This window comes from Actinoplanes solisilvae, assembly GCF_003999975.1.
GTDB classification, from domain to species: domain Bacteria; phylum Actinomycetota; class Actinomycetes; order Mycobacteriales; family Micromonosporaceae; genus Actinoplanes; species Actinoplanes solisilvae.
Map to the genome: position 1 here is coordinate 1193100 of NZ_RJAC01000001.1, position 12266 is coordinate 1205365.

Consider the following 12266-nt stretch of genomic DNA (forward strand, 5'->3'; position numbering starts at 1 on the left):
GAGCCTTCGATCCGATCGCAACAGCCCACAGCCGGGCGACGCGATCATCATGAACGCGTACCCGAAAAAGAGATGGGCCTGCCTAGCGGTTCAAGCCAGGCAGGACCCAGAACGGTAGAACGGTTCGTCCACGGTCGTCGGCAGCGGGCGTGGACGAGCCCCTTACCAATGCCTCACCCCGGCCTCGTGGCCGAAGGCGAGATCGCAGAGCTTACCCCGCGTCGGCGCGCGGTTCCAGACAGTCGCGCCGGAAGATCAGGCGGGATGCCCGACCTCGTGCAGCAGCTTGCCCAGGATCTCGGGCGTGTGGTTCGGCGGCTCGGCGTCGATGCAGACCCGCTCCATCGCCATCGCGTACTGGTCGACGTCTTCGCGCTTGTCCAGGTAGATCGCGCTCGTGAGCTGTTCGACGTAGACCACGTCGGGGAGCTCGGGCTCGGGGAAGCGCAGGATCGCGAACGGGCCGCCCGCCGCGGCGTGACCGCCCGCGTGGAACGGGATGATCTGCAGCCGAACGTTGGGCTTCTTCGACGCCTCGATGAGGAACTCGATCTGCGCCTTCATCACCTCGACGCCACCGATCGGCCGGCGGAGCACCGCCTCGTCGATCACCGCCCAGAGCTGCGGCGCGCCGGGGCGGTCAAGAATCTGCTGCCGCTGACGACGCAGTTCGACGCGCTTGTTCATCTCTTCGGGCGTCACGCCGGCGTGGCCGAGCATGATGACCGAGCGGGCGTAGTCGGGCGTCTGCAGCAGGCCCGGCACGAACTGGATCTCGTAGGTGCGGATCAGCGTGGCGGCCGCCTCGAGCCCCAGATAGGACTGGAACCAGCCGGGCATGACGTCGCTGAACTGCTGCCACCAGCCCGGGTTGTTGGCCTGGCGGGCCAGCACGAGCAGAGCTTCACGCTCGTGCGACTCGGTCACTCCATAGAGGGTCAGCAGGTCGCTGACATCGCGCTCCTTGAAGCTGACCCGGCCAAGCTCCATGCGGCTGATCTTGGATCCGGACGCCCGGATCTCCCACCCGGCGTCCTCGCGAGTGATGGCCTTGGCCTCGCGCAGTCGCCGAAGCTGGGTTCCGAGGAGGATGCGCAGGACGGTGGGTCCGCCGGTCGGCGCCTCCTCCTGCTGCGTACCCGCGCTCACCTGGCTCCTCGTCATCGCTCGTCAAGGGGCTGCCTGGCCGCAGTCCCTCAGCATCCTAAGGGGGAGATCGTCCAACACGAAACAGCTCGGGCATGCGCTCGGGCGTCTGCCCAATGCGGATGCACGTGCATCCGGCCTTGCGAACGCCCTTGTACGCGAGCATGATAGCTGACAGACACGCACCGTCTGCTGACACAGCGTGCTGAATGTTCGGCTTCTCGGCCGACACGCAAGCCGCGGTGGCGTTCCCCCGCCATCCGTGCGAACGAGTCCCGAGATCTTGGAGGGTCATCTCGATGTCCACGGCACCGACGTCTACCCCGTCCATCACTCCGCCCCAGCGCGACCCGGCGGACGTGGCGCCCGCCGACAGCTACCACCCCTCCGACCGCGTGTGGGTCTACCGCGACGGCTGGCGCGCCGGCGTCATCGAGGCAGCCTCTCCCCGCGCCGTCACCGTGACCTACCGCCCCGGCGCTCACCTGGGCACGGGCGTCGACACGTTCACCGCGCCCTACGTGACGGCTCGCTCGGGCGAAGACCCGGCCGTCGACCGCCGCCACCTCGGCCGCGGCATCTTCACCCCGTCCGGCCTTCCCGTGCGGCACTCAGCGGCATGACCGGCGCGGTCACCGTCGCGGCCGTCGTGGGCCTGCTGAGCCTGTTAGGCGGCGTCGCCCTGGGCTGGCATCTGCGGCGCACCAATGAGTGGTGCCCCTCCTGCGGCGACCAGATGTCCTGCCAGGAGTGCGGCAAAGAGACAGCCTGGCCCACCAACGCGACCCCGGCCCGCCCGCTCCCCTGAGCCCGCCGTCGGCCCGGAACCCCAGGACGGCTCGACCGTCAAGCCCCTGCGGCCGACCCCTCGCACTGCAGCCCCGTTGCGGCCAGCGCCGAAGCGTCCTGCCCTCGGCACTCATTCGGCCCATTCGCGGGCACCGGCCTCGACCGCGTGGAATTTCTCGTACCACTTCCGGCATTGTCTGCGCGTGACCGCGTCGGCGCGTTCCGTGAATCCCCCGGAGCCGCCACCATTTGGTTGCCGGCACTGCATGAATACGAAGCAGCGCCGCCACCAGGACATTTGCAATTGCTCCCGCGCAAAGCAGCCGGCGACGCTCCCGCCGACGTGTCCTACCAGGAACTGGAACGGCCACGTCACCTGATCAGTAAGAACGTGGCCGCCTCGATCGATGGGCGTTAATCGACTGTCGGGTCGATGTTGAAATTGTCCCGGAAGATGTTGTCCGGGTCGTATTCGCGCTTGAGCTCCCGCAGCCTTGCCAGCGTCTTCTCCGGCCACGCTTCGTATATGCGCTCGGGGCTCTGGTCGGTCTCGAAAGAGAGATACAGCCCCCGGAAGTGGGATCCCAATTGTGCCCATGCGGCGTCCAGTTCATCCCGCGAGGACCCGAATGCAACGACTGAGAAGTTAGCTGACCGGTGCGAATACGCCGTCGCATCCTCGGGCACATCGGCGACCGCGCCACCGACCGACCGCACCTGGAAGAAGTAGACGGTGCCGGCCTCGAGCAGGCGCGCGGCCTCGGCACAGAACGAGGGCGTCAGGTGATCGACCAACCCCGACCGGGCCACCGGGTCGCCCTGGCCCTCGTGGGCCGCGTCCGGCACGTTCATGACCCCGGCGTACGGCACGAGCTGCACCTGCTGATCGAGCAGCGGAGCCACCTCGGCCAGCGGCGTCAAGCGTTCGATGATCGTGTCGGGATCGTCCGAGTCGACCACCCCGTACACCTGGGCCAGGCTCTGCCCCTGTCGCGGCGGCGCCATGATCAGGTTGGTGGTGGTGTCACGAGGGGCGGCCTCCATCGCGGCGCCCCACTTCTCGAGCAGCGCGGCCGAGTCTGACGCGTCATAGATGAACTGTCCGAACCCGACGTCGCCGACCTCGTCAACCTGGAACTCGAACGACGTGACCACCCCGAAGTTCGCGCCGGCGCCGCGGACGGCCCAGAACAGGTCGGGATGTTCACGCGAGCTGACGTGCACCCGGCTGCCGTCGGCCAGCACCAGATCGGCCGCGCGCAGGTGGTCGATCGTCAGGCCGTGCTCACGCGCCAGCCAGCCGATGCCGCCCGCGGTGGCCAGCCCGCCGACCCCGACGCCGCCGTAGTCGCCGCTCGACAAGGCCCATCCGTGCGGAGCCAGCGCGGCAGCCACGTCCTTCCAGCGAGCACCGGCCTCCACCCGTACGAGTCTGTCCTCTTCGGAAAGCACGGTGATCGCACGCAGGCCGGAGAGGTCGATCACAATCCCACCGTCGTTGGTGGAGCGGCCGCTGATGCCGTGCCCGCCACTGCGCACCGCGAGCGGCACCCGCTGATCACGGGCGAAGGCGAGCGCCGCCACCACCTGCTCGACGTCGCGCGGCTGGATGACCAGGCCGGGCGCTCCACCCCGCATATACGTCGAGCGCACCTTGGCGTACCCGAAATCACCCGGCTCGATCGAGGTCAACGATGTGGGCAGGGCGTCGTAGTCGATGTTGGCGCGGCGCTGGGCGAGCGCGGCGGCACTGCGTACCGGGGCGGTGTCGAGACCGACCGCCGCTCGTTCGCGAGCAACCTCTTCCCGTACGGCTGGAATGACCTCCTCGGACCAGCGCCACAGCTCGCGCGGATCGTCCGAGCCGAGGATGAACGTGCCGACGCCGTCCTCAAGTGCGAGCGCGACGATCTCATCAACCCACTGCGCGGACTTCTTGCCCGGGTCGCCGGTCATGTTCAGCAGCCGGCGAACCTCCCGCGGGTCACGACCGGCCCGCACCGCCGACTCGTCGATGAACGCGTTACCCCGACCAAGATCCCCAGGCTTCAGGTACGACAGCGAGGGCAGCCAGCCGTCAGCCTTGGTGCCGATCAGGCGCAGCATGCGTGGCTTGTACGCGCCGAGCCAGATGGGCACGTCGTGGGCGGGAGCGGGCCCCCGTTTGGCCCCGGCCAACTGGTAATACGTGCCGTCGTAGCGCAACTGGGCCCGGTCGCCGGCCCGCCACACCTCGCGGATCACGTCGACGGCCTCGGAGAGCTGATCGACCGACTCGGCGGGCGTACGCCGCGGGAAACCCATCGCGACCATCGCGTCCCAGAAGGCACCCGCGCCCAGGCCGAGCGCGACCCGTCCGCCGGAAAGCCGGTCGAGGCTGGCCACCGCACGGGCCAGCACAGGCGCCGGACGCATCGCGACGTTGAGCACATTGCCGGCGACCTGGATCGTCTCGGTGCTCGCGGCAACCCAGCTCAGCAGCGTCCACGTGTCGTGGAACGCGGGCTGATAAGGGTGATCCTGGAACGAGACGAGGTCGAAGCCGAGCTGCTCACTGAGCTGAGCGAGCTCGACGGCAGCCCCCGGCGGATTGTCGACGGGAGTGATGAACGAGCCGAACCGAATCGGGTGACCGTAGTCCACCTTGTGATCGTAGGTCGGCCGTGCGCCTCACCAGTGCGGTTTATGTAAGCCACGACCCGCATGAAGTGAGACAGGGGCCACGGGGTGAGCGGCATCCGCGGCGGGTATCAATCCGCCCATCGAGCACACGGTCAGACGGAGGTGGTCACCATGCTCGATCCACAAGAAAAGGCCAAGTTCGACGGCCTGGTGACGGAGCTCCGCGAGGCCGACCCAGAATTCTGCCGTCGAATGGACCGGATGGGCGTGCCCCGCCCCCGCCTATACACGACCCTGGCGTTCCTGCTCTGGTCATTCGCGCCGTTGTGCATCGTGCTGGGCGGGTGGACAGGCACCATCTTCGCCGCGATTTTCGTGGCGTACGGCCTGCGCCTCTACATCAGGCGCAACGGCCGCCCATCGCGGTCGATCGTCTTCCCCGGCCGCCGTACGAACCCCGCCTCTTAACGCCAGGAGTCGCCGGTCAAGCGCTCGTAGACCTCGACGTACCGGTTACGGGTGGCTTCGACCACCTCGTCCGGAATCTCAGGCCCAGGAGCCGTACGGTCCCAGTCCGTCAGCGACGACGACCAGTCCCGCAGGAACTGCTTGTCGAGGTAGCGCGGCGTACCACCCGGCTTCCACTCGTCCGCCGCCCAGAACCGCGACGAGTCGGGCGTGAGCAGCTCATCCCCCAGCGTCAGGGTGCCATCCTGCGCGAACCCGAGCTCAATCTTGGTGTCCGCGATGATGATGCCCTTGGCCTTCGCGATCTGCTGGCCGCGCCCGTAGACCTCGAGCGTGATCCGCCTGAGCTCAGCCGCCACGTCCTTCCCGACTTTGTCTTCAACGTCGGCGTACGTCATGAACTCGTCGTGCCCCTCACCCGGAGGCACCTTGGTCGTCGGCGTGAAGATCGGCTCAGGCAGCTCGGACGCCTCGATCAGGCCTGGAGGCAGCGCGACCCCGGAGACGGCACCGTCCCGCTCGTACTCCTTGAGCCCCGAGCCGGCCAGGTAGCCGCGGGCGATGCACTCAACCATGACCATGTCGAGCTTCTCGCACCGCACAGCACGGCCGGCCCACTCCTGCGGCACGTCAGTGCTGGAGATGACGTGGTTGGGCACGACGTCGGCAAGCTGCTCGAACCACCAGAGCGAGAGCTGCGTCAGGATCTTGCCCTTGTCCGGAATCGGCGTCGGAAGGACGACGTCGTAGATCGAGACCCGGTCAGACGCAACAAGCAGGATGTCCTGCCCATCCGCGTAGACGTCCCGAACCTTCCCCGAGTGCAACAGCTCCACGTGCTCCCCTTAGCTCACCAGGCGTACCGGTTCACGCTATCTGACCGTTCGGCGAGGGCACGTGGACCCCGTTAGCGGCTCTCGAAACGCTGCCGGTCCGGCAAACTGTCGCGGTGGCCGACGAACTCTCTGCGGGGCTCTACGAGACCTTGGTGACCGAATCTCTCAGCAACCGTCTTGCGGTGGTTGATCCCAAACTCGTCCAAACGCTCGATCTGCGATCGGCGGAAGCGGCAGATCGAATCGCTCAGCTGCTAGCCCGGCAGGTTCTTCAGGCACTCGAGTCGGTGTCGAGTGATGACCGCGTGACCATCGGGGTTGAGGTAGCTCACCTGTTGACCAAGGCCCTGGACGAACGGTTGCCTCGCGCTGGCGTCGCCGACGATCGACCGGTCGAACCGGGAGCTGTGCTCACCGCGGTCGGCGAATGGCTCCCGGATGGGTCGGTGCACGTCCCCGCACGACCTCTGATCCCACTTCTGGATACGGCATTGCTCACCAACGCCCGTGGTGAGCCACGGGTGGGGCTCCAGATTCTGCAGGAGATCGAGTCGTCCGACGCGATCGATGTCGTCATGGCGTTCGTCCGGAAAAGCGGTATCCGGCCCCTGCTTCCCGCGCTTCGTCGGCACGTGGAACGAGGTCGCCGGCTGAGGGTGCTGACCACGACCTATACCGGATCGACCGAGGCAGCGGCGCTTGACCTGCTAGCCGAACTCGGAGCGGACATCCGTGTCTCGTACGACACGACCGTTACCCGGCTCCATGCCAAGGCCTGGTTATTCCACCGCAACTCTTCCTTCAGCACCGCCTACGTGGGCTCCTCGAACCTGACACACTCCGCCCAAACCGACGGGATGGAGTGGAACGTCCGCGTCTCGGCGGCCCGGAATCCCGACGTCATCCGGAAGATTGGTGCGGCCATTGAGACCTACTGGGAAAACCGCGACTTCGTCGATTACGAGCGCGAGCAGTTCGACGAGTCCCTGGAGCGCTTGCGCCGTTCGGAGCGGGGCGGCAAGGCGTACATCAGTCCGCTCGAAGTCCGACTCGAGCCGTTCCAGGAGCGCCTTCTGGAACTAATTGAGCTCTCTCGGAGCAACGGCCGCCACCGCAACCTGCTGGTGTCGGCCACGGGCACCGGCAAAACCGTGATGGCAGCGGTGGACTACGCCCGGCTTCGTGAGCGGCTACCCCGGGCCCGCCTGCTCTTTGTAGCCCACCGCCGAGAGATCCTCGACAAGAGCCAGGAGACCTTCCGGCATGCCCTTCGGGATCACTCCTTCGGCGAGCTATGGGTGGGGAGCGAACGGCCGCGCCACTTCGAGCACGTCTTTGCCTCCATCCAAAACCTCACCGAGGAACGGCTCGAGCGGCTGGCCGAGGATCACTTCGACGTCATCATCGTCGACGAGTTCCACCACGCCGCGGCCAAGTCATACGACAAGCTGCTGAATAAGCTCAAACCCCGTGAGTTGCTGGGCCTGACCGCTACCCCGGAGCGGACCGACGGGCTGTCCATCCTGCACTGGTTCGACGACCGCATCGCGGCCGAACTGCGTTTGTGGGACGCAATCGAACAACACCGGCTGACCCCGTTTGTCTATTACGGCATCCACGACGGTGTGGACCTTCGCGACGTGCCGTGGCGGAGAGGCGCCGGCTATGACGTCGACGCCCTGACGGAGAAATACGTCGCGGGCGGCAGTTGGGCCCGACATGTATATCAGCAGCTCACCGACCGCATCGACGACGTCCAAGCCATGCGATGCCTCGGATTCTGCGTCAGCGTCGCGCACGCTCGACACATGGCCGAGGTGTTCCGCAACCTCGGCATCGCCGCAATCGCAGTCTCAGGCACGACGCCAGAAGCCGAGCGGGCCAGCGCCCTCGCTGACTTGGAGGCGGGTCGCGTTCAGGTCGTCTTCTCGGTGGATCTGTTCAACGAAGGCGTCGACCTGCCGACCATCGACACCCTGCTCATGCTGCGCCCGACCGACAGCGCCACGCTCTTCCTGCAACAACTCGGTCGTGGCCTGCGGCAGTCGAAGGGCAAGACCGCCTGCACTGTGCTGGATTTCGTGGGCCAGCACCGGCGAGAGTTCCGCTTCGACCGCCGCTATCGAGCGCTGCTCGGCGGCACCCGAAGCGACCTAGACCGCGCCATCAGGGAGGGGTTCCCGTTCCTGCCGGCCGGTTGCCATATGGAGTTGGACGCGGTGGCGCAGAAGATCGTGCTCCAGAACATCAAGGACGCTGTCCCCACGCGCTGGCCCGCAAAGGTTGAAGAGCTGCGGGTCATCCATCAGGCTCGAGGGACGGTATCGCTTGCCGATTACCTGCGCGAGACCGGGCTTGATCTGGCGGACCTCTACGGAGATGACCATTGCTGGTCGAGCCTGCGCGAGCAAGCGGGCCTAACGGTCGCGCCGGCTGGGCCCCACGAGCGGTCACTACGCCGAGCTCTTGGGCGGCAACTGCACGTCGACGACCCTCAGCGCATCCGCGGATACCTTGACCTAATCAGCGCCGGTGTCCCGGACACGGCCGCGATGGGCTTGGTCGAACGACGGTTGGTTCGCATGCTGGTCGCCAACCTCGGCAATCAAGTGTTGGCCAAGGGCGACGACCTGCAGGGCGCGGTGGACATGGTGTGGGCTCACCCTCAGGTCCTCGCCGAACTGCGGGAACTTCTCCTCATCCGGCTAGACGAGCCTGACCATCTGCAGCACCCCGCGATTCACGAGGTCCCACTTCAGGTGCACGGCCGCTATACGCGGATCGAGATCTTGGCCGCCGTAGGCGACGGGAACGCGGCGAAGACGGCAGAGTGGCGCGAGGGGGTTCTCGACGTGGCGGGCATCGGCGCCGACCTTCTTCTCTTCACACTCGACAAAACCAGCGGGAGCTTTTCGCCAACGACCCGGTACCGCGACTACGCGATCAGCCCAGACTTGATCCACTGGGAGAGCCAGTCAACAACCACGGCGGCCAGCCGCACAGGTCAGCGCTATCAGCAACATGTGGCGATGAAGCGTCGAATCCTTCTGTTCGCCAGGGCCAGTTCGGACGACCGGGCCTTCTGGTTCCTCGGACCCGCAACCTACGTCAGCCACGAGGGCGAACGCCCAATGGCTGTGACTTGGCGACTCGAAACACCGCTGTCAGGCGACCTCTTCGCGGACTTCGCAGCTGCCGTCGCGTGAGCTAAGCAGTTCAGCTACTGACCAGGGTTGTCAGTAGCCGAACTCAAATGTCAACCCCACCAGCTCAGGCGCTGAAGACTCCACAATCATCACGTCGTACCAGGAGTCGCCGTCTGTATGCCCCACGCCCGTGTGGGCAAAGACGTTGTCGTACTCCCAGGTCTCTCGGTCATCGGTTCCTTCGTCCGGTACCGGGAGCGTCACCGTCACGGTTGGCGTGGTGATCTGGGTGCCGAAAAACTCGTAAGTGTTCTCGATGTACAACCGCACCGTCGCCGTCAGGACCTCGACCTCGCTCATGATCCCCTCGCAAGCCTTCGAGTTGCGAATGCGGCGTACTCGAAATGCCGCCCGCCTGAGCCGTTCATCTTCCTCTATTGAGGCGCCCGACTACTAGGCACTTGACACGTTGTCGAGCGAGCGGTAGGCGTCTGTCCATCGTGGCGCGAGGTGTGATTCTCTTCATGGCTCGGGTCTTCGGGGAGATCGACAACGTTCCGGTTGGTTCCACCTTTGTCAATCGCCGCGAGCTCTACGACGCACGAGTACACCGGGAACTGCAGGCCGGCATCTGCGGAGGACAAGACGGCGCTGAGTCGATCGTCGTGTCAGGTGGTTACGCCGACGACGAAGATAATGGCGACGAAATCATCTACACAGGTCAGGGTGGTCAGGACCCCAACACCCGCAAACAGGTAAAGGACCAAACGCTAACTAAGGGCAACGTCGGCCTCGCCCGGAGCAAGCTCGAGGGCTATCTGGTCCGGGTGGTGCGCGGTGCTGGCGGCGATGAGGTCTTCTCGCCATCGAAAGGGCTCCGTTACGACGGGCTCTATCGGGTCGCGGATTTCTGGCATGAGCCGGGCATCGACGGACCCCGCGTGTGGCGCTTCCGGCTCGTCATTGACAAGGAAGCGTCGAGCCCTCCTGAGGTCAACGGATTCGAAGACCCCGGCCCGGTTGGACGACGATCGGTTACCACCCAGCGTCCGGTACGCAGTCTGGCCGTTGCCCAGAGGGTCAAAAGACTCCATGACTACACCTGTCAGATCTGCCGGACCCGAATCACCACACCCGCCGGCGGGTACGCCGAGGCCGCGCATATCCGTGGCTTGGGTGAGCCGCACAACGGCACCGACGTGGAGAGCAACGTCCTCTGCCTGTGCCCAAATCACCACGTAATGCTCGATACGGGCGCGATTTATGTCGATCCGGATTGGACTGTTTGGGACACCGCCACCGGGAATGTGGTCGGGACGCTTCAGCGCATCGCGCGTCATAGGGTCGATCCACAACAGTTGGCCTACCACAAGGCCCACTACGCTCCGTAGCAGCGAGCGTTGCCGAGGATGAGAGTGGAGCCGACTACGGCCATCGACGGGGTGCTCGAATCGTCCGGGTCGTCCCAGTCCCAGGTCCAGACGAGGCGTCCGGTCGGGGCGCGGTTCGCCGCGATGCCTTTCTCGTCCGTGGCGATGACCAGTCCGGCGGCGACCAAAGGCGCCGACGGGCCACCGCACGCGCCGTCGTGGCGGCGCAGGGAAACCGACCATCGCCGGGTGAGTCCGTTGATGGTGGTGGCGTTGATAGCGGACTCGCCCGGGTTGTAGAAGCTGTTGGACGCGTCGAAGCCCTCGTGATCCCAGTCCGGAACGGGAGCAGCCGACGCGAGGGCCGAGAGCGCCAGTACGAACATCACGACCAGGGAATACAAGCGCATCGAAGCCTCCCAGGGGCCGGATATATATCCCATAACGGAACCAGACCGGGGAGTCTCGATGCTGGGATAACTCAGGCGTTCATCAGCTTAAGCATTTGTTGGATCTCGCCCTGGCGGGACTGGCGTACTCGGTCGGCGAACTTGCGGGTTTCCTCGTTCTTGCCGCTGGTTGTTTCGATCTTCGACATCTCCATGGCCTGGTGTTGATGGGCCAGGAACAGGCTCAGGAAGGCCTTGTCGAAGGCGTCCGCCTTCACTGTGGTCAGGGCTTTGATCTCGGCCTCGCCTGTGCCTGGGAGACCGCCGTGGTCGGCGTGGAGGCTGGGGGCCTGGTCTACGTCGGTTTTCGCGTTCCAGCCGGTCAGCCAGGACTCCATCATTGCCAGCTCGTCCTTCTCGGTGGCTTGGATGGCTTCGGCCAAGGTCTTGAGCTCGGGGTTCTTTGCCCGCTTCAACGCTGTGGTGGTCATCTGCAGGCCCTGTTTCTGGTGGAAGACGAGCATCTGCAGAAACATCACGTCGGTTTCGTTGTGGTCGCTGCCGGCCTTGATCTCGGCTACGGCGGCCGTCGTTGTCGAGGCGGGGGTGGGTTCCGCAGCGGTGCCGCACGCCCCAAGCCCGAAAGCTGCGACCAGCATCAGGGCAGTTAGACCGCGCTTCACAGGGGGAGCCAGAGGGCGAGGGTGTAGATCGGGGGCTCCCAGCTGTTGATCGAGCTGTGCGACTGGCGGCACTGGTACTTCTTGCCCTGGAAGGTCACCACGTCGCCGGTCTTGTAGGACGTGCCGGCGGCCCAAGCCTTGCCGCTGCCGGCAGCCGGGGGCTTGGTAGCGGGAGTAGTCGGGGCCTTCGTGGGCGAGGTCGCCGGGGGTTTGGTGGGCGGCGTTGTCGGAGTCGAGCCACCACCGCCGCCCACCTGAAGGTCTACGCAGTTGTAGAAGGCGTTGCCGGTGTCGGCGATGTTCCAGACAGCCAGGACTTTCTGGCGGCCGGGGAAACGACTCAGATCGAGAGAGTGGTTGACGACCGCGGCCGGCTGGGCGCCGCCGTCGTCGAAAGACGCGACCTTCGTGCGGCCGATGAAGTAGTCCCATGTCGAGGTGCGGTGGCGGGCTGTCAGCACCCAGCTGAACGTGACCTTTGATTCGACCGATTTTGCGGGCCAGTTTCGGGCGTCGTCGGCCAGCACGGAGAACTGCGACAACCCACCGTCGCAGGAGCGCAGACCCTTCGGGCCTTCGACGCTCTGCGGCTCGAACTGGATCGGGCCGCAGGACGACACCGCCCCTGATGCGCACAGCGCCTGCCGGGAAGGCGGCGACGACACGTACCCGTGGGCTAGAGCGGGCGTGGCGACCGCCAACGTTCCTGCCGAGACGAACAGGGCAGCCAGGGGATAGGCGATTTTGCGGCGCACCGAAGCTGAAGTCACGGCGAGGACGCTAAGGAAAACTTCCATAAGGGGGCCTTAACGGCACC

The 12266-nt window shown here is 65.8% G+C and carries 12 protein-coding genes; 5 read left to right on the forward strand and 7 right to left on the reverse strand.

Features of this window, described 5'->3' with window-relative positions:
• Nucleotides 1-255: 255 nt before the first annotated feature.
• The gene (locus EER30_RS05715) at nt 256-1149 is read right to left on the reverse strand and encodes a Sco1979 family transcriptional regulator (protein ID WP_127498860.1); all 894 of its coding nucleotides are present in this window, start codon (nt 1147-1149) and stop codon (nt 256-258) included.
• 296 nt (nt 1150-1445) lie between these two features.
• Here EER30_RS05715 and EER30_RS05720 point away from each other — a divergent pair, with 296 nt between their 5' ends.
• Together EER30_RS05720 and EER30_RS05725 are read left to right on the forward strand one after the other, a co-directional pair.
• A complete protein-coding gene (locus EER30_RS05720; RefSeq protein ID WP_127498862.1) occupies nt 1446-1769 on the forward strand; it encodes a hypothetical protein in 324 nt (107 codons plus the stop codon).
• The gene (locus EER30_RS05725; protein WP_127498864.1) at nt 1766-1954 is read left to right on the forward strand and encodes a hypothetical protein; all 189 of its coding nucleotides are present in this window, start codon (nt 1766-1768) and stop codon (nt 1952-1954) included. Before EER30_RS05720 ends, EER30_RS05725 begins: the two co-directional genes overlap by 4 nt.
• Nucleotides 1955-2349: 395 nt before the next feature.
• Here EER30_RS05725 and EER30_RS05730 read toward each other — a convergent pair whose 3' ends face one another.
• Nucleotides 2350-4578, reverse strand: a complete 2229-nt coding sequence (locus tag EER30_RS05730) for an LLM class flavin-dependent oxidoreductase (RefSeq protein ID WP_240669777.1) — start codon at nt 4576-4578, stop codon at nt 2350-2352.
• A gap of 150 nt (nt 4579-4728) precedes the next feature.
• On the opposite strand from EER30_RS05730, the gene EER30_RS05735 reads away from it, so the two are divergent.
• The gene (locus EER30_RS05735) at nt 4729-5025 is read left to right on the forward strand and encodes a DUF3040 domain-containing protein (RefSeq protein ID WP_127498865.1); all 297 of its coding nucleotides are present in this window, start codon (nt 4729-4731) and stop codon (nt 5023-5025) included.
• On the opposite strand, the gene EER30_RS05740 is transcribed toward EER30_RS05735, so the two are convergent.
• On the reverse strand, nt 5022-5861 hold the full coding sequence (locus tag EER30_RS05740; protein WP_127498867.1) for a phosphoribosylaminoimidazolesuccinocarboxamide synthase: 840 nt from the start codon (nt 5859-5861) through the stop codon (nt 5022-5024). The two genes, EER30_RS05735 and EER30_RS05740, sit on opposite strands and share 4 nt — an antisense overlap.
• Nucleotides 5862-5974: 113 nt before the next feature.
• Between EER30_RS05740 and EER30_RS05745 the strand changes: the two genes are divergently transcribed.
• Nucleotides 5975-9067, forward strand: coding sequence for a DUF3427 domain-containing protein (locus tag EER30_RS05745; RefSeq protein WP_127498869.1), 3093 nt, complete (start codon nt 5975-5977; stop codon nt 9065-9067).
• Nucleotides 9068-9097: 30 nt separating this feature from the next.
• On the opposite strand, the gene EER30_RS05750 is transcribed toward EER30_RS05745, so the two are convergent.
• The gene (locus EER30_RS05750) at nt 9098-9367 is read right to left on the reverse strand and encodes a hypothetical protein (protein ID WP_127498871.1); all 270 of its coding nucleotides are present in this window, start codon (nt 9365-9367) and stop codon (nt 9098-9100) included.
• 152 nt (nt 9368-9519) lie between these two features.
• Between EER30_RS05750 and EER30_RS05755 the strand changes: the two genes are divergently transcribed.
• On the forward strand, nt 9520-10398 hold the full coding sequence (locus EER30_RS05755; protein ID WP_240669779.1) for a YDG/SRA domain-containing protein: 879 nt from the start codon (nt 9520-9522) through the stop codon (nt 10396-10398).
• On the opposite strand, the gene EER30_RS05760 is transcribed toward EER30_RS05755, so the two are convergent.
• The 3 genes from EER30_RS05760 to EER30_RS05770 form a co-directional block, all read right to left on the reverse strand.
• The gene (locus EER30_RS05760; protein WP_127498873.1) at nt 10386-10787 is read right to left on the reverse strand and encodes a hypothetical protein; all 402 of its coding nucleotides are present in this window, start codon (nt 10785-10787) and stop codon (nt 10386-10388) included. The genes EER30_RS05755 and EER30_RS05760 overlap by 13 nt on opposite strands.
• Before the next feature lie 71 nt (nt 10788-10858).
• Entirely contained in the window at nt 10859-11425 is a 567-nt protein-coding gene (locus EER30_RS05765; RefSeq protein ID WP_127498875.1) for a DUF305 domain-containing protein, read from the reverse strand.
• Nucleotides 11426-11445: 20 nt separating this feature from the next.
• Nucleotides 11446-12204, reverse strand: coding sequence for a lytic polysaccharide monooxygenase (locus EER30_RS05770; RefSeq protein WP_240669858.1), 759 nt, complete (start codon nt 12202-12204; stop codon nt 11446-11448).
• Nucleotides 12205-12266: the final 62 nt, after the last annotated feature.